The following is a 20486-nucleotide window of genomic DNA, read 5'->3' on the forward strand; positions in this document are numbered from 1 at the left end:
GCAGGCCGCTTCATCCTCTTTTCGTTTAAAGAATGCCAAGTGCTGACGAGATAATTGACAGTACAAACGTTACGCCGATTAACAGTACTGGATGTGCTTTTTTCACCCGCAACAGGTAGTACATCAGCAGCGTGTAGCCCATAGGTAAAATATTCGGGAATACTTTATCGAAAAAATCCTGCTGTAAGGCCACGCTGTGGGTACTGTCGATCGCGAAGGAAGTTACAACATTGATATGCACATAGGAGGCGATGAGCCCACCGATAACGGTTATCCCGAGGATCGTCGCTGAGCGGGCAATCATCTGCGAGTTTTCCCGTACTTTATCGATAGCTTTAACCCCGACCGAGTAACCAACGTGCGTCCAACCGACACGTAGGAAAAAGATCATCAAATAAACGGCGAAAAACAGAATTGGCCCCAGGATGTTCCCCTGACTGGCGAAAGAGGAGCAGATCCCCGCCATAATGGGCAGCAAGGTGAACCAGAAAATGGCATCGCCGATCCCGGCGATGGGTCCAAACAATGCTACTTTCAAGCCTTTAATCGTGTCGCGATTTTCTCCCTTCTCCTCCATTGAGATTAGCAGTCCCATCAGGAAGCCTACCAGGTTCGGGTGGGTATTGATAAATTCCAAATGATCTTTCATCGCCGCGCTCAGACCGGCTTTATCATCTTTATAGATTTTTCTCAGGATCGGGAGCATCGCCCAGGTAAAACCACCTGCCTGCATCCTTTCATAGTTAAAGCTGGCCTGAAGAAGGGACGATCGAAACCCCAGGCGAGTAATGTCTTTTTTACTGATTTCAGATCCCATTGCTGTAGTCCTCTTCTTCATTGTTCTTATTGGCGACAGGCTGAGGTTGAGCCTGCTGTTTGGCTTTCGCATTGAAAAACTCATATACGGCGAAGCCTGCGCCTAATACGGCGACGGGCAAAAGGTTATTAACCTGGATGTAGCAAACGAAAAGGAAGCCAGCAATCAGGTATGGAATGTACTGTGCTTTAAACATCACGCGGAGCAACAAACCAAAACCGACTGCGGGCAAAATGCCACCGGCCACTTCAAATCCATGTGTTAACCAGGCAGGCATGGCTTTTACCAGAGACTGCATAGCGCCTTGTGCCAGATACGTACACAGGAAGGCGATGATGGCGTAAGAAGAAGCCACTATCAGCGTTGTCAGCCAGTTCAAACGTGTAAATGCGCCTGTGTTTGCTTCTTTCGCACAGCTATCTGCTTTCGCCATGAATAAAGAGAATGCTGAGTAAAAGAACAATATGACGTACTGCATCAAGAGGCTGAAAGGTAAGCCAAGACCGATAGCTGTTTTAGCATCCACACCGGTAGACCATGCGATCACCGTGGTCATTAAACCGGCCATGATGGGGTTCGGCGGCTGTACACCACCTGCGGGTGTCAAACCGGCAAAGGCCAGTTCTGTCAGACCACCCGTTATCAGGCCAATATGAATATCGCCGAGAATAGCGCCGGTTAGAGTACATACAATGATTGGCCGGAATAAAAACAAGGCTTCCAGCCAAAAATCTATTCCAAGGAAGAAGACTAATGCAGCCAGGGATATGCCCTGAAGTAGTGTTATTTCATGCATGTCGGATACCTCAAATAAATAAATCCTTTTATTATGAAAAATCTGATTTATCCCTTACTCAGGGATCTGTTCTTTTTGATCGCCAGGGACATCCTGAATAAAAATATTAACGCCTTGTTTCTTAATAAATTGAAGATTTTCAAGATCCTGATCGTTAACATAAACTTTGCTACTGATCTGCTTTTTACCTTCTGAAAAATGCATATTGCCTACATTGACATCCTTCAGCGTAATGCCTCCTTCAAGCAGTTTTCTGACCGTTTGTGGTGTTCGGCAAATCAGGAATATTTTCTGGTGTGGTGCGGCCTTACCAATAACGTTGATGGTTTTTTCTATAGAAAAGAAACGGATGCCAAAGCCATAGGTTTCAGCGGTGATGCCCATTAATTTCTGCTGGATCTCATCCTGAGCAACGTCATCATCAACAACGACTAACAGGTTAGCTCCAATTGTTGATGTCCATGTCACGCCAACCTGTCCATGGACTAATCTGTCATCAATGCGGGTTAATAGAATATTTGGACTGCTCATACTTAAATCCTCACCATAAAAAGATTGAATGACATAGATGATTGAAATATATTATTTTTGCAGCATTGAATTCATAAATTTATTCAGCATGATTTAAAAATCATACCTCTATTTTATTTGAACAATGAGCACTACCTGACATTACGCAGATAGCACTCGTGAATAAAAATTGAAATCTAACGACGGTCACGATAATTCGCAGGTAGCCATCAATTTATTTGCCGAGCCACATACATTGATTTTGCTGCGCACCACTTCTTTCATTGCATCCATACCGACCCGCATGTAGTAGCGAGGATCGTTGCCCTGCGGATTTTCTGCAAACCATGCTTTGACCGCGTCGGCAAAGGCAATTTTCAGCTCCGTGGCGACGTTAACTTTGCACACACCAAGCTCGATCGTGCGGCGAACGTATTCGTCAGGGACATCGCTTGCGCCATGCAGCACCAGTGGAATATCCACCACTTCACGAATTTCACCCAGGCGCTGGAAATCGATTTTAGGCGTTTTGGTGTACAGGCCGTGCGCAGTGCCGATGGCAACGGCAAGGCTATCTACGCCGGTACGCTCAACAAACCGTTTGGCTTCTAGTGGGTCGGTGAGGAAGGCGCTTTCAGCATCCACGCTCATGTCATCTTCAACACCACCGAGGCGACCTAACTCTGCTTCCACGCTGCAATCTTTGGCATGGCAAAAATCGACGACAGATTTCACCAGCTTTACGTTTTCTTCAAACGGGAAGTGGCTACCGTCGATCATTGCGCTACGAACGCCAGCATTCACTTTGCGGCGGATATCGTCCAGCGACTCATGATGATCGAGATGTAACGCCAGCGGCATGTCGTAGCTGGTGGAATACGCGCTGCACAGCGCATAGATCTCTTCCAGTGCAATATGCTTAAAGGTGCCAGGCGTTCCGGCGAGGATCACTGGCGATCGCATTTCATGGCACACCTCAAGGATTGCCTGGATCGTCTCGGCGTTGTGGATGTTGAAGGCGGGTACGGCGTAGCCCTTTTTTTGCGCATCCAGCAGAAGGTATTTTGTGGAAATGATGCTCATAAAACGATCCTCTTAGGCGTTCCAGGGGTGAATAACAACGCCCTGTACAACACGGTTCACTGTGCCACTGGCGGAAGGTGTATCCGGCGTATTACCGATATTGATGGATTGCGTCAAAGCAAAGACCTGGGCGTAGATCAGGAAGCAGAACGCCAATTCCATATCGATGAAAGAGCGTGCTGGCGGCAGCAAAATATGTGGACCCGCTTCAATCACCTCATGGGTTTGTGCGGCAATCGCGACCACCCGCAGCGCCTGCCGATCGCGGCGTAATTCTGCCAGCAAATCGAGATCGTATTGACGTGTATAGGGATGACTGGAAACAAAGACCACGACCAGCGTTTCGTTATCAACCAGCGACTTTGGACCGTGACGAAAACCGGTCGGGGAGTCATAGAATGCAGCCAGTTTGCCCGCTGTCAGCTCCAGGACTTTCAGTGCCGATTCTCGCGCAGCTCCCTGTAATCCACCGCTACCGAGGTAGACGATCCGTTTCCAGGGCTCATTGCCAAACACACCGTCGCTGAAATCGCCAAGTGAAGTCAGGATCGCCTGGCACCGATCGGCCACATCGCGGAAGGTCTGACTGCTGATTTTCTCCGGGGCGAATACTGCCAGACAGCTGGCCATCATGGTGGTAACGCTGCTGGTCATGGCAAAACCGCGGTCATGTGTTTCAGCGGGCATTAACAGAGCAAAAGCGTTGTCGCTTGTGACTGCGTTTTGATACAGGCTACCTGCTTCGTTGCAGGTAATTGGCAGGTGATAGCACTCAGGTACAAACTGATTAGCCAGCTCCACTGCCGCAACGCTTTCCGGGCTGTTACCTGAGCGAGCGAAAGAAACCAGCAACAGCGGATGTGAGGGATTCAGATAATCCATCGGATTGGTGACCAGGTCGGTGGTCGGCACAGCGCTGATGTTTTTTCCGGTATAGCTTGCCAGCCAGGGGGCAATGATGTCGCCAATGAATGCTGAGGTTCCGGCCCCGGTCAGTACGATCCGCAGATCGTTTTTGCGCAGCAATGGCGCGAGAAAGTTGTCAATGGCAGATCGAATGTTGTCGATATTGGTGAGGGAGTGGATCCAACTGGCTGGCTGTTGACGGATCTCTTCTTCGGTCCAGGTGCCTGTTACCGCAGTAACAGGGGTATAGGTTTCTGGCATAACTTAAGTCCTTAGTCTCGTAAATTCCACATAAGACGCTGGCGAAAATGTCGCTATCTTTCGTTTCGTTTCACTTGTTCATCTTGTCGATTGATTAAAATCTATAGAAAAGAAATCGAAAGATCAATAATCCAAAATGAAATAAAACGAAATTTGTGATCGTTAGAACGAAGGTTGCAGTTATCTTATTGATCTATAATGAAGAGATTGATTGCAATATGGATCGGTATTTCCACAAACGAAAGGAAAAGAAAGGCCTTGCGATCGAAGACCGCAGGCCAACAGGAGATAAAATGAAAGGTCTAAAGGGGGGGAACCTGACCCTGAATCCAGATCTGTTGTAAATGCAGCCTGCTATTAAGCGCGATCGTGTCGGCACGTTTGCCCACCGCTAATGATCCCATCAGACGATCAATACCCAACAGACGCGCAGGGTGGAGTGAGGCCATATGAATTGCCGCTTCTGCCGTTATCCCGGTGAGTTCGACCATATTACGTACGGCCGCATCAACCGAAAGCGTACTACCCGCCAGGCCTCCAGAGGCGGTTCGTACAATACCACTACACATTTCCACTTCCTCGCCACAGAGCGTATAGCGACCATCTGGCATTCCAGCAGCCTGCATGGCATCGGTGATCAGCACCAGTCTGTTTTTTGCGCAACAGCAGCATAGCTTCATGGCTGCCGGGTGGACATGGTGCCCGTCAGCGATAAGCTCCAGCCAGGCGCGTGGATCTGTTAACCCAGCGCCAACCATTCCTGGCTCCCGGTGATGTAAGCCGGTCATCCCGTTGTAGCAGTGCACTAACCCGTCTGCACCGGCATCGAAGGCCGCGCGGGTTTGTTCCCAGGTGGCTGCGCTATGACCCAGCATAACCCTTACGTTGTGTTGCTTAAGATGCGCAATTGCTTGTAATGCATCTGGTTTTTCTGGTGCCAGTGCAACGACGCGTAATGTTTGCCTGGAAATTGCAATCAGTTCATCCAGTTCACTGAGCTCCAGTTCCCTGAAAAGCTCAGGCGGATGCGCCCCTTTGTTCTGCGGCGTAAAGTACGGGCCTTCAAGATAACTGCCCAGCACCTGCGCGCCAGGTCCACCGGAATGGTAGCGATGGGCAATACGCTCCAGCGCCTTGTGAATATCCGGTAGTGGAGCGGTGACGGTGGTGGGTAGCCAGTTGGCTACCCCTTCACGTGCTTTGTGCATCGCCAGTTTATCGAGCGTATCCGGTGCCTCATCCATCACATCGACGCCCGCGCCGCCGTGTACGTGGATATCAATGTAAGCCGGACAAAGCAGCTCTGCGTCGCGGATCATAACGCCGGAGGGGATGGGCTCTATTTCTGCAATGAAGCCATCTTCAATATGTAATTGATGATCGTCCAGCCAGCCCCGTTCTGTCAGCAGGCGTCTGGCGCGCAGTAGCTGTGTCATATCCCTTCCTCAACGGGCTTTTCCTCACGACAGCGTCCCAGTTCGTCTACCAGGCTAGTTAAGCCACGATGCCCGCACTCCAGCGCCTGCAAGCGAAATGCTTCGCTGCTCAGGCCATCGCGCTCGAGCACCATTTCCAGCAGTAGTTGCAGATTGGTGCCGGTGATCACCTCAGTGCCTTGCCTTTGCATCGCCAGCGTGGAAGCGACGCGAAACGGCGTCCCGCCTAACAGGTCTGTCAGAAACACGATGTCTTGCTGCGCATCCAGTTCACTCACCGCTAGTTCAAGCTGCGAGGTGAGTAAGGCGGTGGTTGAGGTTTCCGGAAAGTCGATGGCGATGAACTGTGATTGTTCACCCAGAATCTGTTTCATCGCTTTTTCCATTCCGCTGGCAAACCCGCCATGGCCGGTCAAAATAATACCTAACATCTACAACCCCTCGTATTTACAGGAAATGACAGAACTTGCCCACGACGCCGAGCACCACGGTAATGGCGATAAGGCGCAAAGGACTCCAGCCACGACGAACCAGCCAGAACATAGTTAATGTGTAGACCAGCGGCAAAAAAGCAGGCATCAGCTTGTCTATAACATCCGTTTGCAGTTTTACAACCGCATCACCAGCCGTGATTTCCAGGGTAGTGCTCAGGCGAACATAGGTTGCTACCAACGCGCCGATCACCGTCATCCCTACGATGGATGCCGCATGTCCAACCTTTTTGGTATTAGCTTTAATCAGCGGGATGGCAGCAACGCCCATTCGATAAGCATAGTGTGCCAGTCCAAAGCGCAGACCAAGATGAACCACGTTAAACATAACAATAAAGACAACTGCGCCAAGAATAGAACCTTGCAGCGCCAGGCTGGCTCCGATACCGCCGCAAATAGGCAATAACGTTAACCAGAACATGGCATCACCGATGCCGCCAAGCGGCGCGCCGACAGCAATCTTGGTGCTTTGAATACTGTTCACATCCTGCTTGGAGCGTTCCATCGCCAGGATAATCCCGATAACAAACGTGACCAGAAAAGGGTGCGTGTTGAAGAAGCCCATATGACCTGTCATCGAACGCGCAAGGTCGCGTTTGTTGGTATGGATCTTTTTCAGTGCAGGTAACAAGCCGTACAACCATCCTGACGCCTGCATACGTTCGTAGTTAAAAGAAGCCTGTAACAGCATTGAACGCCAGGCGACACGGTTGATATCTTTTTTTGTCAGCTCGGCACCGATATTCTGGTCTTCGTAGACGTTTTCATTTGTGCCGGACAGCAGCGTTTCTTCGGTTTCGGAAACGTTTGGCAGAGTCGTTTGATTAGATGCCATCTTCGAATTCCTCTTTTTGTGCTGCAGGAGCTGTAGGTTCAGGTGATTTACGCAGAAAATCGATCAACGCCATGGCCAGTGCAGCTGCAGCAATCGCTAGCACCGGGAGTTTGAGCCAGGCTGCGGCCACAAAACCCAGAATGAAGTAAGGGATATAGACGTTTTTCATCATGATTTTCAGCAGTACGGCGAAGCCGATAGCGGGCATAATGCCGCCTGCCACACCGAGGCCATCAATCAGACGAGCTGGCAGAACATCTATAGCGGTTTTGGCATGTTCCGCACCAAAGTAAATCGGCAGGAACGCGCATAAGAAGTAGAAGATCCCCAGTACGAGCAACGCCAGATAGTTGACCCGCTCAATCCCTGCGGTATCGGCATTCGCTGCCATGCGATCACACCGAGCCATCACCCCTGACATCACAGAGAACAGGAAGGTGATCCCCATTTGTACCGCTACGGCGAACGGTACCGCCACACCTACGGCAACTTCGGGTTTCACCCCGGTCGTTATGGCAAACGTGGTTCCTACGATAGTACCGATAATCACGTTTGGCGGCTGAGCTCCAGCCAGCGGGGCCAGACCCATCCACACCAGTTCCAGCGTACCCCCTGTCAAAATACCGGTATGCAGATCGCCCAGAATCAGGCCGACCAGTGGCCCGAGAACAACCGGGCGGTGCATGTGCGTTAACCCGTTGAACATATCCAGCCCAGCAATAAAGGCGAGAATACCCAACGCAAAAGCCTGCAACAGACTGATTTCCATTGTGAATCCCTCAGAGCAGTTTATAGAGGTCCTGGGCGGGTTCTGTTGGAACGCCCTGAACGAAGCATTCCACCCCAGCGGCTTTTAGCCCGTTGAATGCCGTAATATCGGCAGCGTCTACAGAAACCGTTTTGGCGATTTGTTGCTTGCCGTTGGCGTAGTGCATATTGCCAACGTTGATGCGGTTAACAGGAACACCGCCTTCGACCAGACGGAAGAAATCCGCAGGCGATTTGCAGACCAGCAGAATTTTCTGGCGATCGGCGGCACGGTGAATATTGTCGATCACTTTTTGTAGCGACCAGAAGCGTACGGCGATCCCTTCTGCCAGTACCATTTCCATCAGGTTTTGCTGCACGGGGTCTTCAGCCACTTCATCATTCGCGACCAGCACCAGGTTTGCCCCCGCAAACCCAACCCATTGCACACCAACCTGACCGTGAATCAGACGTTCATCAATGCGACTTAATACAATGTTTGGCATGGTATTTTTTTCTCTTTTTTGTTATGCGTTACGATCTCAAGCACGCCTGGCAGGCGCAGTGATATTGCTGCAGTATGTCCTGAATATGGTTAATGATGAGTTCTCGCGGTGTGGCGCTGAGATCTCCCTCGCGCACTTTTACGTACTGCAAGGGTAAATACTGGCTAATCAGCGGCAGGGGAATGGGGTCATCAGCCAGGTTGCGCACCAGCCGTTCGAATGCTTCATCAATCTGGCTGTCCGGCCAGTAGTAACGAACCCGATCGGAGTAGCTATATCCGCGAGCCAAACGGCGTGCATTACCATCGCCGTGATAGTGGCTCTGCCAGTACTCTGGTCGATCAAGCATTACGCTTTCCAGCACATGTCGCAGGCCTGAACAGGCTTTTGTAGGCAGTAATTCTTCTTCAATCGCGGCCAGTGAAAACAGCGCTTCGCGCAGAGCGAAGGTCAACGCGGGTCCCACTTTCAGGATAGCGAAGTGATCTATCACCAGTTGGCGCAAGGACTGTGGCGTTTGGTAATCGGTAGAATGCGCTTCAAACACCAGTGTGTCGTAGTCTTCAACCATTTTGCTGAGTGCCACAGCTTTCTGTGGTTGATAATCAATGATGTGTGTGTGGTCGAATTCAACGCCAGGTTGCACCACCAGGGCGATAATACGCGGCCAGATACCTTCCAGACCGCACTTTTCAAAGGCGTGATAGTGAGCCTGCAGCGTTGCGCGTGCGGCATCGGGCGTTGTTACCGCCAGGTCGGTTAACGTTTCGTGGGCGCCACCTGGAACCGGCACTTCTGTGCCAATTACATAGACCAGATCCGACTCGCCAAAATGTGCCATACAGGTTTCTTCGGCTACTTTTGCCAGACGCGCGGCGCGTTCCGCGACGATGTCATCTGTCAGTGGAACCGGGTCGTTAGCACACGACATACTGCAATCGAGGTGGATTTTTTTAAAACCTGCACTGACATAGCTTTTGATCAGATCGTCAGCGTTGGCCATTGCCTGTTCTGCAGGCAGATTTTGCCAACGGTTGGGCCCGAGATGGTCTCCGCCGAGAACCAGCATATCCTGAGAAAAATTAAGCGAGTCGGCTAAACGGCAGACAAAGCTGCGAAAATCGGCTGGTGTCATACCCGTATAGCCGCCAAACTGGTCAACCTGATTAGAGGTTGCTTCGATCAACAGCGGTGTATGGTTTGCATGGGCGTAGCGTATTGCGGCTTCCAGTACGATTGGATGCGCGGAACAAACGGCATAAATCCCGTTTGCCTTCCCCCGTTTATGCTGCTCGACCATTTTAGTTAGATGTTTCACTTTCCTCTCCAGGTCAGATAACTGCGACATCAATCTTTCGTTTTGTTTCATTTAATACTGCATCATGGTGTTATAAAAATAAAACGAAAGATAATGGTTTTCCGATCTGTTTCACAAAAGAAACATAATGAAAGGTTTCAGCGTAAGTTCGTTCGGTTCTTACCCGTTTGTGGGGCTTGCATTCGCGTAAAGGAAAGGCGTTAATAGGAAAAACGAAATAAAACGAAAGATTCAACTAAAGGATTTCTTATGAGTAACACCGAGTCTTCTGCAGACAAGCGCGTTATAGGCACCAGCGAAAGACGTGAGCAGATCATCCAGCGGTTACGGCAGCAGGGAAGCGTTCAGGTTAACGATCTTTCCTTATTTTTTGGCGTCTCCACGGTCACTATTCGTAACGACCTCGCTTTTCTGGAAAAGCAAGGGATTGCGGTACGCGCCTATGGTGGAGCACTGATTTGCGAAGGCAATGCGCCTGTTGTGGAGCCTTCCGTAGAAGATAAGAGCTCACTTAACACGGCGGTAAAACGTAGTATTGCTAGGGCCGCCGCAGAGTTGATAAAACCGGGGCACCGCGTGATCCTTGACTCCGGCACCACGACCTATGAAATCGCCCGTCTGATGCGCCAGCATACCAATGTCATTGCCATGACCAACGGTATGAATGTCGCCAATGCGTTACTGGAAGCCGAGGGGGTTGAACTGCTGATGACCGGCGGCCATTTGCGTCGTCAGTCGCAATCTTTTTATGGCGATCAGGCTGAGCAATCGCTACAAAATTATCACTTCGACATGCTGTTTCTTGGCGTTGATGCGATTGATTTGGAGCGTGGTGTTAGCACGCACAACGAAGATGAAGCGCGTCTTAACCGCCGAATGTGTGAAGTGGCTGAGCGTATTATCGTCGTCACCGACTCGACGAAGTTTGACCGCTCCAGTCTGCATAAGATCATTGATACACAGCGGATTGATATGATTATTGTCGATGAAGGTATTCCAGAGGAGAGTCTGGAAGGATTACGTAAGCATGGCATTGAGGTTGTTCTGGTGAGTATCTGATAAAAAAGTCGGGGAAGTTTGCGAACTTCCCCGACCTGTAATCGAATTTAACTTTCAGGAATCAGGTTACCGGTGCCGGGTTAAATACCGCCAGCTGGTTATGCAGTCCCCACTGATCTGAGAAGGTTTTCTTACGTCCGCTGGCGACGTCGAGGATAAACTCGAACAGTTTCAGCCCCACTTCTTCAATGGTTTCTTCTCCGGTAGCGATGGTGCCTGCGTTGATATCCATCAGGTCAAACCAACGATTGGCCAACTCGGTACGCGTCGCCATTTTTATCACCGGCACGGCCATCAGACCGTACGGCGTACCGCGACCAGTGGTAAAGACTTGTACGGTGATCCCGGAAGCAACCTGTTGCGTGCCGCAGACAAAATCGCTTGCCGGGGTGGCTGCGTAAATCAGGCCGCGCCTGGTTGGACGCTGACCCGGCGACAAGACTTCGACAATCGCGCTCTTGCCCGACTTTGCAATAGAACCCAGCGCTTTTTCCACCACGTTTGCCAGACCGCCTTTCTTGTTACCCGGAGAGGGGTTAGCGCTGCGGTCAGTTTTCCCCATATCGAGATAGTTGTCGTACCAGGCCATCTCTTCGAGCAGGCGCTTGCCCACCTCTTCGTTAATTGCCCGCGGGGTCAGAAGATGGATCGCATCGCGGACTTCGGTCACTTCCGAGAACATTACGGTCGCACCGCAGCGAACTAACAGGTCGGAGGCATAACCTACCGCCGGGTTGGCCGTTACGCCAGAAAACGCATCGCTGCCGCCGCATTGCATGCCGACCACCAGTTCAGATGCCGGGCAGGTTTCACGCTGGCGCTGATTGAGCTTTGCCAGGTGGCGCTCAGCGACCTGCAAAATGTCTTCTACCATGGATTTAAAACCAACGTGTTTTTCATCCTGCAGGCTGACGATGCTGGCGCTGTCGACCGGAATACTTTTTACATCGTGAGTACCCTCCAGCAGACGCTCAGGCTGGAGTTTTTCGCAGCCGAGGCCGATGACCATTACTTCACCGCCGAAGTTCGGGTTCAGCGCAATATTGTGGATTGTACGAATCGGCACGATGGCGGCTGGCGCGTTAATCGCTACGCCGCAGCCGTACAGATGATTGAGCCCGACTACGCCGTCGACATTCGGATATTTGGGCAGCAGGTCGCGCTCAATGATTTTCACTACATAGTCCACCACTCCCGCCACGCAGTGCACGCTGGTGGAGATGCCGAGCAGATTCTTGGTGCCGACGCTGCCGTCAGCATTGCGGTACCCTTCGAAGGTATACCCCTCCAGCGGCGGCAGCGGTTCCGGGACTTTGGTTGCCAGCGGTAATGTTTCCAGCGGCGGGGCTTTTGGCAGTTCAACCATCGATTCATCGATCCAGCTGCCGCGTGGGATATCGCGAACGGCATAGCCTATCACTTCGCCATAACGTACGATTTCACCGTGAACAGGAATATCCACGAGCGCCACTTTATGTCCCTGGGGAATATGTTCAATTAGCTCCAGTCCATCCGGAAAACGCGTCCCGGCTTTCAGACCATTGTCATTGACAATAATCGCCACATTATCTGTGTCGTGAACTTTAATATAAAACGCCGTTGGCGATTCTTGTCTAATTTCGATGTCGGCCATTGTCCAGTATTCTCCAACAAGTGGTGATAATAGTGTGGATATTTATATTTCGAATCTCATTATCAGTAATAAAGATTCGGTATCGTGAAATAAGAATGTCAGGAGTTTATCGTGAAAAATGTGACAATGATCACTTAAACTCAGCAAGACCGCACCAGCAGGGGTAGCAATACGTAAATGTGTGGATTAGCGCCCATGTATGTGTGCATATGCCCAAAACATTATTTTCATAACGCATGTTTAATGAGCGCTTGCACAATGATTAACGTTGCGCTGCTGATTATACTAAATCACGGTTTCATAGCGTCTGATAAATTATTATACGTTTTTATTATCGGTAATTTATCACCAGGGATATCTGCCAAATAATAATAAAAACTTTTATGTACCCGAGGTAATTAGAATGATACTGGATACAGTTGTCGAGAAAAAGAAAGGTACGCACACTCGTTATTTAATATTGCTGATAATCTTTATTGTTACAGCCGTTAACTATGCGGACCGTGCGACGTTGTCTATTGCCGGTACGGAAGTGGCGAAAGAGCTACAGCTTAGCGCCATATCAATGGGTTACATTTTTTCGGCTTTTGGCTGGGCTTATTTGCTGATGCAAATTCCCGGCGGATGGCTGCTCGACAAGTTCGGCTCGAAGAAAGTCTACACTTACAGCCTGTTTTTCTGGTCGCTGTTTACCTTCCTGCAGGGATTCGTGGATATGTTTCCGCTGGCCTGGGCAGGTATTTCAATGTTCATCATGCGTTTCATGCTGGGCTTCTCGGAAGCGCCGTCTTTCCCGGCGAACGCCCGTATTGTGGCCGCCTGGTTCCCGACAAAAGAGCGCGGCACGGCATCCGCGATTTTTAATTCCGCACAATATTTCTCCCTGGCACTGTTTTCGCCGCTGCTGGGCTGGCTGACCTTCGCCTGGGGCTGGGAGCACGTCTTTACCGTGATGGGCGTTATCGGTTTTGTGCTCACCGGGCTGTGGGTGAAACTGATCCATAACCCGACCGAGCATCCGCGTATGTCGCAAGAAGAACTGAAGTTTATCTCTGACAACGGCGCGGTTGTGGATATGGATCACAAGAAGCCGGGCGATGCAGCATCTGGCGGTCCTAAGCTGCATTATATCAAGCAGTTGCTGACTAATCGCATGATGCTTGGGGTGTTCTTCGGACAGTATTTTATCAATACCATCACCTGGTTCTTTCTGACCTGGTTCCCGATCTACCTGGTGCAAGAAAAAGGTATGTCGATCCTGAAGGTAGGCCTGGTGGCGTCTATTCCTGCGCTGTGTGGATTTGCCGGTGGCGTGCTCGGCGGGGTGTTCTCCGATTATCTGATTAAACGCGGCTCCAGTATTACTCTGGCGCGTAAGCTGCCAATTGTGCTCGGAATGTTGCTCGCGTCGACCATTATTCTGTGTAACTACACCGATAACACCACCCTGGTTGTCGCGCTGATGGCGCTGGCGTTCTTCGGCAAAGGCTTCGGCGCGCTGGGTTGGCCGGTGATCTCCGATACCGCACCGAAAGAAATTGTCGGTCTGTGTGGTGGTGTTTTTAACGTATTTGGCAACGTCGCTTCCATCGTCACCCCGCTGGTGATTGGTTATCTGGTGAGCGAGCTGCACTCATTTAATGCTGCGCTGATGTTTGTAGGGTGTTCGGCGCTGATGGCAATGGTTTGCTACCTGTTTATTGTCGGTGACATTAAACGTATGGAATTGCAGAAATAAACAAAGGTATAGGCGATGAATAACACGATTTTCCCGAATAAGTTTAAAGCGGCTCTCGCGGCGCAACAGATTCAGATTGGCTGCTGGTCTGCATTAGCCAGCCCAATCAGTACCGAGGTTTTAGGCCTGGCAGGTTTTGACTGGCTGGTGCTGGATGGCGAACACGCGCCGAACGATATCTCGACGTTTATCCCGCAATTGATGGCGCTGAAAGGCAGCGCCAGCGCGCCGGTCGTGCGTGTACCGACCAACGAGCCGGTGATTATCAAGCGTCTGCTGGATATCGGGTTTTATAACTTCCTGATCCCGTTTGTTGAGACCGAAGAAGAAGCGGTGAACGCCGTGGCGTCGACCCGCTATCCGCCGGAAGGTATTCGCGGTGTGTCCGTCTCCCATCGCGCCAATATGTTTGGCACCGTACCGGACTACTTTGCGCAGTCGAATAAGAACATCACCATCATCGTGCAGATCGAAAGTCAGCAGGGCGTTGATAACGTTGACGCCATCGCGGCGACCGAAGGCGTAGACGGTGTCTTCGTCGGCCCAAGCGATCTGGCCGCGGCGTTAGGCCATCTCGGCAATGCGTCACATCCTGATGTGCAGAAAGCTATCCAGCACATTTTTGCCCGCGCGAAAGCACATGGCAAACCAAGCGGTATTCTGGCCCCGGTAGAGGCGGATGCGCGTCGTTATCTGGAGTGGGGCGCGACCTTTGTTGCCGTTGGCAGCGACCTTGGCGTGTTCCGTTCAGCCACACAGAAACTGGCTGATTCTTTTAAGAAATAACCACCATCGACAGTAGAGAGAGATAAAGACATGACAATGAAAGTTGGTTTTATTGGCCTCGGTATCATGGGTAAACCAATGAGTAAAAACCTCCTCAAGGCAGGTTACTCGCTGGTGGTTGCTGACCGTAACCCGGAATCCATTGCACAAGTCATTGCCGCAGGTGCAGAAACCGCTGCCACGGCGAAAGCCATTGCTGAGCAGTGCGACGTGATCATCACCATGCTGCCGAACTCTCCGCACGTGAAAGAGGTGGCGCTGGGGGAAGACGGTATTATTGAAGGGGCGAAGCCGGGCACAGTGCTTATCGACATGAGTTCCATCGCGCCGTTAGCCAGTCGCGAAATCAGCGACGCGCTGAAAGCGAAAGGCGTGGATATGCTGGATGCGCCGGTAAGCGGCGGCGAACCAAAAGCGATTGATGGCACGTTGTCGGTGATGGTTGGTGGTGATAAAGCGATTTTTGACAAGTATTACGATCTGCTGAAAGCGATGGCTGGTTCGGTGGTACATACCGGTGACATTGGCGCGGGTAACGTTACTAAGTTGGCGAACCAGGTGATTGTGGCGCTGAACATTGCGGCAATGTCTGAAGCGCTGACGCTGGCGACCAAGGCGGGTGTGAACCCGGATCTGGTGTATCAGGCGATCCGAGGCGGACTGGCGGGAAGCACCGTACTGGATGCGAAAGCGCCGATGGTCATGGACCGCAACTTTAAGCCGGGTTTCCGTATTGATCTGCATATCAAAGATCTGGCGAATGCGCTGGATACCTCGCATGGGGTCGGCGCGCAGTTGCCGTTGACTGCTGCAGTCATGGAAATGATGCAGGCGCTCCGCGCAGATGGGCTGGGCACCGCCGATCATAGCGCGCTCGCATGCTACTACGAAAAACTGGCGAAAGTGGAAGTCACACGCTAACAAGAAGGGCGCGGATGTGCGCCCTGTATTTCTTGCCTTGCGCGGCACAGTCAGGCTACATAACTATGAAAATCGTAATTGCCCCAGACTCTTATAAAGAAAGTCTATCTGCCACTGAGGTCGCTCAGGCAATAGAAAAAGGATTTCGGGAAATATTTCCCGATGCGCAATATGTTTCAGTTCCGGTGGCCGACGGCGGCGAAGGAACGGTCGAAGCCATGATTGCCGCCACGCAAGGGAGTGAATATTCCGCGTGGGTGACGGGGCCGCTGGGCGAAAAAGTGAATGCCTGCTGGGGCATGTCCGGAGATGGTAAAACTGCGTTTATCGAAATGGCGGCAGCCAGCGGTCTGGCGTTAGTACCTCCTGAAAAGCGTAACCCGCTAGTCACCACGTCACGCGGTACCGGGGAATTGATTTTGCAGGCGCTGGATAGCGGGGCGCAGAGCATTATTATCGGCATTGGCGGTAGTGCAACCAACGATGGCGGCGCGGGTATGGTGCAGGCTCTGGGGGCAAAACTCTGTGATGCCAACGGTACTGAAATCGGTTACGGTGGCGGTAGCCTGATTTGCCTCAATACCATCGATGTTTCGGGGCTGGATCCGCGCTTAAAAACCTGTTCAATTCGTGTTGCCTGTGATGTGACGAATCCTCTGACGGGCGATACTGGCGCATCCCGCATCTTCGGCCCGCAGAAAGGGGCGACGGAAGAACGCATTCTCGAACTGGACCGTAATCTCTCTCACTATGCCGATATCATTAAAAAATCGCTCAGGGTGGATGTGAAAGACGTGCCTGGCGCAGGAGCGGCTGGTGGTATGGGGGCCGCGTTAATGGCTTTTTTAGGCGCGGATCTGCGCAGTGGTATCGAGATTGTGACGCAGGCGCTCAATCTGGAAGAACATATTCACGATTGTACGCTGGTGGTCACCGGTGAGGGACGCATCGACAGCCAGAGTGTGCACGGCAAAGTGCCGGTGGGCGTGGCAAGCGTCGCGAAGAAATACCACAAACCGGTAATTGGTATTGGCGGTAGCCTGACGCGTGATGTGGAGGTGGTGCATCAATATGGCATCGATGCAGTGTTTAGCGTCTTGACCAGCATTAGCACGCTGGAAGAGGCCTTTCGTGGGGCATTTGATAATATTTACCGTGCTTCAAGAAACATCGCCGCCACGTTAGCGATAGGAATGCGCAGTGCGGGGTGACATTACCCCGCAAACCCTCTATACTGCGCGCCGAAGCTGACCAGACAGTCGCCGCTTCGTCGTCGTCCTCTTCGGGGGAGACGGGCGGAGGGGAGGAAAGTCCGGGCTCCATAGGGCAGGGTGCCAGGTAACGCCTGGGGGGGAAACCCACGACCAGTGCAACAGAGAGCAAACCGCCGATGGCCCACGCAAGTGGGATCAGGTAAGGGTGAAAGGGTGCGGTAAGAGCGCACCGCGCGGCTGGTAACAGTCCGTGGCACGGTAAACTCCACCCGGAGCAAGGCCAAATAGGGGTTCACAAGGTACGGCCCGTACTGAACCCGGGTAGGCTGCTTGAGCCAGTGAGCGATTGCTGGCCTAGATGAATGACTGTCTACGACAGAACCCGGCTTATCGGTCAGCTTCACTCTTTATAGAACCCCGCTTCGGCGGGGTTTTGCTTTGTGAGGCGTAGCTCACAGGAAGTCATCGTTCTGTCCGTTGTAACATAAATTATGTTCCCTCTTTTGAATCACACCCTTCTACTTTATCCATATCAGAAATGCCCGTTTTTGGCGTAATAAACAGGATATCTTTAAATTACTCATAATTATTAACATTAAAACAAAGCCATCAACAAAAAATTACATTATTAATAAATGGTCGTCGTGATTTTTCCCTGATTATTTTAGTGTCGCCTTTTATTTATTCAGGTCGAATAAAAGGGGACAGAGTCAATTACTAATAAAATGGTTAAAAAGTGAGCGAAAAAACAGCTCAAAAAAAATTGATTCATTATTATTTTTGATTGTTGTCACAATAATGGACATTTCTATTCATAACAATGACCCACGAATTCAGTACGAATTTCCACTTATTGCAAAATTTTAAATTAATAGGAAACCATTATGGGAACAGTAAGCTCAGGCTCTGCTCATAAAATGGGAGTCATTGCCCTAACGTTAGTGACCGCATCAAATATGATGGGGTCTGGCGTATTTATGTTGCCAACTAATCTCGCAGGCATAGGCTCCATCTCAATATGGGGATGGGTATTTACCATCATCGGCGTTATTGCACTGGCATTAGTTTTTGCTAAAACCAGTTTAATTACACCTCGTACCGGCGGTATCGTTGCTTATGCCAGTGATGCCTTTGGCCCATTCATTGGGTTTCAGACAACAATGTGCTATTGGATCAGCGCATGGGTAGGTAACGTTGCATTATTGGTCGCAGGTGTCGGCTATCTCAGTTTCTTTTTCCCAGAGCTTAAAAATCCAACTTACGGTTGTATTGCCGCAATTATTATTCTGTGGGCATTTGTTTTCCTTGCTAGTTTTGGTGCCAAAGTTGCGGGGCGGGCACAATCCTTTACCGCAACTTGCGGGTTAATCGTAATATTAGGTGTAGGATTTATTGGGTGGTTCTGGTTTAACCCGTCGCTCTATACTGAAGTTTATAATGGAACGGGTCATAGTGATTCCTCGGCAATTATTTCTGCTGCGTCGATTGCGCTATGGGGCTTCCTTGGTATTGAATCTGCAGTCGTTTCTACCGGTCAGGTCGAAGATCCTGAACGCACGGTTCCTCGGGCTACCGTTATGGGGTTATTAATCGCTTCCGTATGCTATGTTGGTAGCTGCACCGTTATTATGGGGTTGGTACCACATAATGTTCTGGTAGATTCAGCCGCACCTTTTGCTGATGCCGCACGCTATATGTTCGGTAATACGGCAGGGAACATTGCTTCCGCACTGAGCATCATTGCCTGCTTTGGCTCAATTTCAGGTTGGCTGATACTTCAGTCAGAAGGCCCGCGCGCAGGTGCTCAACAAGGACTTTTCCCGAAATTCTTTGAAGAAACCAACAAGCAAGATGTCCCGATGAAAAGCCTCATTTTCACCGGTGTATTAATGAGTATTGTCTTGCTTCTGACGGCATCTCCGAATCTGGCGAAACAATTCCAGGCTGTAATTTTAATGTCGGTATTTGCTTCACTTCTGCCATATATGTACGCCCTGATTTCGCTTCCAATTATTCTTGTTTCAAAGAAAGCCAATCGTGGAAGATCGTTTATGTTTTACTGCACGTTGGTTGTTATTGGCATGATTTACTGCATTTTTGCTTTGCTTGGTTCTGGCAGCGACTCCATATTCTGGGGCATCTTGATGATGATGGTAACCATTCCATTGTTCTCTTTTGTTGCTGCCGGGCGTAGTAAGAAAGGTCAGGATATTCTTTATTTAGATAAACGTATCTAAACGTATCCAACTGTATTGGTTTTATCCACGGGAGTTTAAAATGACATTATCTATTGTCGATCAGAATAAGCTCGATGCTTTTTGGTCATATTGCGTAAAAAATCAGTATTTTAATATAGGCTATCCGGAGTCAGCCGACTTCGATTACACTATACTGGAACGGTTTATGCGTTTCTCCATAAATAATTGTGGTGATTGGGGAGAGTATTGTAATTATTTGCTGAACTCGTTTGATTTTGAAAAAGAAGTAATGGAGTATTTCGCCAGAATTTTCAAAATCCCATTTGAAGAAAGTTGGGGCTACGTTACCAATGGGGGAACTGAAGGTAATATGTTTGGCTGCTATCTGGGGCGTGAACTGTTTCCAGAAGGTACGCTTTATTACTCGAAAGATACTCATTATTCCGTTGCAAAAATTGTTAAGTTGTTGCGCATTAAATCAAGTCTGGTGGAATCACAGCCGAATGGTGAGATGGACTATGATGATTTGATTCGTAAAATTCAACGCGATAACGAAGAACATCCGATTATTTTTGCAAATATCGGCACAACCGTTCGTGGCGCTATTGATAATATTGCTGAGATCCAACAACGGATTGGTCAACTGGGTATCAAACGTGACGATTATTATCTACACGCTGATGCTGCGTTGAGCGGTATGATTTTGCCATTTGTCAACGATCCGCAACCTTTTAACTTCGCTGATGGTATTGATTCTATTGGCGTTTCCGGCCACAAAATGATTGGTTCGCCTATTCCCTGCGGCATCGTGGTAGCGAAAAGGAAAAACGTTGACCGGATTTCTGTCGAAATTGATTACATCTCTGCACACGATAAAACCATTTCTGGTTCTCGTAACGGCCATACACCGCTAATGATGTGGGAAGCTATTCGCAGCCATTCCTGGAGCGACTGGCAACGCCGCATTGAACATAGCCTGAATATGGCGCAGTACGCAGTCGATCGCTTACAGGCTGCTGGTATTGATGCCTGGCGCAATAAAAACTCAATTACCGTGGTTTTCCCTTGTCCGTCAGAAGCCGTCTGGAAGAAGCACTGTCTGGCCACCTCCGGTGACATCGCTCACCTGATTACCACTGCGCACCACCTTGACTCCAGCAAGATTGATGAGCTGATTGACGATGTGATTGCTGACCTGAACCAGCAGGCCGCATGAAGAAAGGGCAGTGAT

At 50.2% G+C, this 20486-nt stretch carries 19 protein-coding genes and 1 other RNA gene; 8 read left to right on the top strand and 12 right to left on the bottom strand.

From position 1 onward, the window contains the following. Nucleotides 1-25: 25 nt before the first annotated feature. The 11 genes from agaD to kbaZ all read right to left on the bottom strand — a co-directional run bounded on the left by agaD (nucleotide 26) and on the right by kbaZ (nucleotide 9736). Nucleotides 26-817: a PTS galactosamine transporter subunit IID gene (agaD, locus tag OGX91_RS05390; protein WP_005131762.1), complete on the bottom strand. Its 792-nt coding sequence runs from the start codon at nucleotides 815-817 to the stop codon at nucleotides 26-28. Then, the gene (gene agaC, locus OGX91_RS05395) at nucleotides 807-1613 is read right to left on the bottom strand and encodes a PTS galactosamine transporter subunit IIC (RefSeq protein ID WP_005131760.1); all 807 of its coding nucleotides are present in this window, start codon (nucleotides 1611-1613) and stop codon (nucleotides 807-809) included. Before agaC ends, agaD begins: the two co-directional genes overlap by 11 nt. A 54-nt stretch (nucleotides 1614-1667) precedes the next feature. Further along, nucleotides 1668-2144: a PTS galactosamine transporter subunit IIB gene (agaB, locus tag OGX91_RS05400; protein ID WP_286625654.1), complete on the bottom strand. Its 477-nt coding sequence runs from the start codon at nucleotides 2142-2144 to the stop codon at nucleotides 1668-1670. 186 nt (nucleotides 2145-2330) lie between these two features. Beyond that, on the bottom strand, nucleotides 2331-3206 hold the full coding sequence (kbaY, locus tag OGX91_RS05405) for a tagatose-bisphosphate aldolase subunit KbaY (RefSeq protein WP_005131756.1): 876 nt from the start codon (nucleotides 3204-3206) through the stop codon (nucleotides 2331-2333). 12 nt (nucleotides 3207-3218) lie between these two features. Continuing rightward, nucleotides 3219-4373, bottom strand: a complete 1155-nt coding sequence (locus OGX91_RS05410; protein WP_199947172.1) for an AgaS family sugar isomerase — start codon at nucleotides 4371-4373, stop codon at nucleotides 3219-3221. 302 nt (nucleotides 4374-4675) lie between these two features. Beyond that, nucleotides 4676-5809, bottom strand: coding sequence for an N-acetylglucosamine-6-phosphate deacetylase (nagA, locus tag OGX91_RS05415; protein ID WP_199947171.1), 1134 nt, complete (start codon nucleotides 5807-5809; stop codon nucleotides 4676-4678). Further along, nucleotides 5806-6240: a PTS galactosamine/N-acetylgalactosamine transporter subunit IIA gene (gene agaF, locus OGX91_RS05420; RefSeq protein WP_005131748.1), complete on the bottom strand. Its 435-nt coding sequence runs from the start codon at nucleotides 6238-6240 to the stop codon at nucleotides 5806-5808. The genes nagA and agaF overlap by 4 nt, the downstream gene beginning before the upstream one ends. A 16-nt stretch (nucleotides 6241-6256) precedes the next feature. Further along, nucleotides 6257-7135: a PTS N-acetylgalactosamine transporter subunit IID gene (gene agaE, locus OGX91_RS05425; protein ID WP_149692148.1), complete on the bottom strand. Its 879-nt coding sequence runs from the start codon at nucleotides 7133-7135 to the stop codon at nucleotides 6257-6259. After that, complete coding sequence (gene agaW, locus OGX91_RS05430; RefSeq protein WP_199947170.1) at nucleotides 7125-7904, bottom strand: PTS N-acetylgalactosamine transporter subunit IIC; 780 nt, start codon at nucleotides 7902-7904, stop codon at nucleotides 7125-7127. Before agaW ends, agaE begins: the two co-directional genes overlap by 11 nt. A gap of 10 nt (nucleotides 7905-7914) precedes the next feature. After that, nucleotides 7915-8388: a PTS N-acetylgalactosamine transporter subunit IIB gene (gene agaV, locus OGX91_RS05435; protein WP_003024925.1), complete on the bottom strand. Its 474-nt coding sequence runs from the start codon at nucleotides 8386-8388 to the stop codon at nucleotides 7915-7917. A gap of 28 nt (nucleotides 8389-8416) precedes the next feature. Beyond that, complete coding sequence (gene kbaZ / locus OGX91_RS05440; protein WP_199947169.1) at nucleotides 8417-9736, bottom strand: tagatose-bisphosphate aldolase subunit KbaZ; 1320 nt, start codon at nucleotides 9734-9736, stop codon at nucleotides 8417-8419. A 219-nt stretch (nucleotides 9737-9955) separates the two neighbouring features. Here kbaZ and OGX91_RS05445 point away from each other — a divergent pair, with 219 nt between their 5' ends. After that, on the top strand, nucleotides 9956-10765 hold the full coding sequence (locus tag OGX91_RS05445) for a DeoR family transcriptional regulator (protein WP_005131736.1): 810 nt from the start codon (nucleotides 9956-9958) through the stop codon (nucleotides 10763-10765). Between the two features lie 61 nt (nucleotides 10766-10826). On the opposite strand, the gene garD is transcribed toward OGX91_RS05445, so the two are convergent. After that, nucleotides 10827-12398 (bottom strand): galactarate dehydratase, encoded by a 1572-nt coding sequence (gene garD / locus OGX91_RS05450; RefSeq protein WP_149692150.1) that lies wholly within the window; start codon nucleotides 12396-12398, stop codon nucleotides 10827-10829. A 403-nt stretch (nucleotides 12399-12801) separates the two neighbouring features. Between garD and garP the strand changes: the two genes are divergently transcribed. The 7 genes from garP (at nucleotide 12802) to OGX91_RS05485 (ending at nucleotide 20471) form a co-directional block, all read left to right on the top strand. Further along, the gene (garP, locus tag OGX91_RS05455) at nucleotides 12802-14136 is read left to right on the top strand and encodes a galactarate/glucarate/glycerate transporter GarP (RefSeq protein WP_040234085.1); all 1335 of its coding nucleotides are present in this window, start codon (nucleotides 12802-12804) and stop codon (nucleotides 14134-14136) included. Between the two features lie 15 nt (nucleotides 14137-14151). Next, on the top strand, nucleotides 14152-14922 hold the full coding sequence (gene garL / locus OGX91_RS05460) for a 2-dehydro-3-deoxyglucarate aldolase (protein ID WP_005131731.1): 771 nt from the start codon (nucleotides 14152-14154) through the stop codon (nucleotides 14920-14922). 30 nt (nucleotides 14923-14952) lie between these two features. After that, nucleotides 14953-15843 carry a 2-hydroxy-3-oxopropionate reductase gene (gene garR / locus OGX91_RS05465; RefSeq protein WP_040234084.1) on the top strand — a complete coding sequence of 297 codons (891 nt, stop codon included), beginning with the start codon at nucleotides 14953-14955 and terminating at the stop codon, nucleotides 15841-15843. A 65-nt stretch (nucleotides 15844-15908) separates the two neighbouring features. Beyond that, a complete protein-coding gene (gene garK / locus OGX91_RS05470; RefSeq protein WP_149692152.1) occupies nucleotides 15909-17054 on the top strand; it encodes a glycerate 2-kinase in 1146 nt (381 codons plus the stop codon). Nucleotides 17055-17086: 32 nt separating this feature from the next. Beyond that, nucleotides 17087-17463: RNase P RNA component class A (gene rnpB / locus OGX91_RS05475), an RNA gene on the top strand. A 478-nt stretch (nucleotides 17464-17941) separates the two neighbouring features. Further along, nucleotides 17942-19294, top strand: a complete 1353-nt coding sequence (hdcC, locus tag OGX91_RS05480; RefSeq protein ID WP_005131726.1) for a histidine-histamine antiporter — start codon at nucleotides 17942-17944, stop codon at nucleotides 19292-19294. A gap of 40 nt (nucleotides 19295-19334) precedes the next feature. Beyond that, entirely contained in the window at nucleotides 19335-20471 is a 1137-nt protein-coding gene (locus OGX91_RS05485) for a histidine decarboxylase (protein WP_005131724.1), read from the top strand. Nucleotides 20472-20486 lie beyond the last annotated feature (15 nt).

Source organism: Citrobacter sp. Cpa228, from assembly GCF_030333085.1.
Classification (GTDB): domain Bacteria; phylum Pseudomonadota; class Gammaproteobacteria; order Enterobacterales; family Enterobacteriaceae; genus Citrobacter; species Citrobacter pasteurii.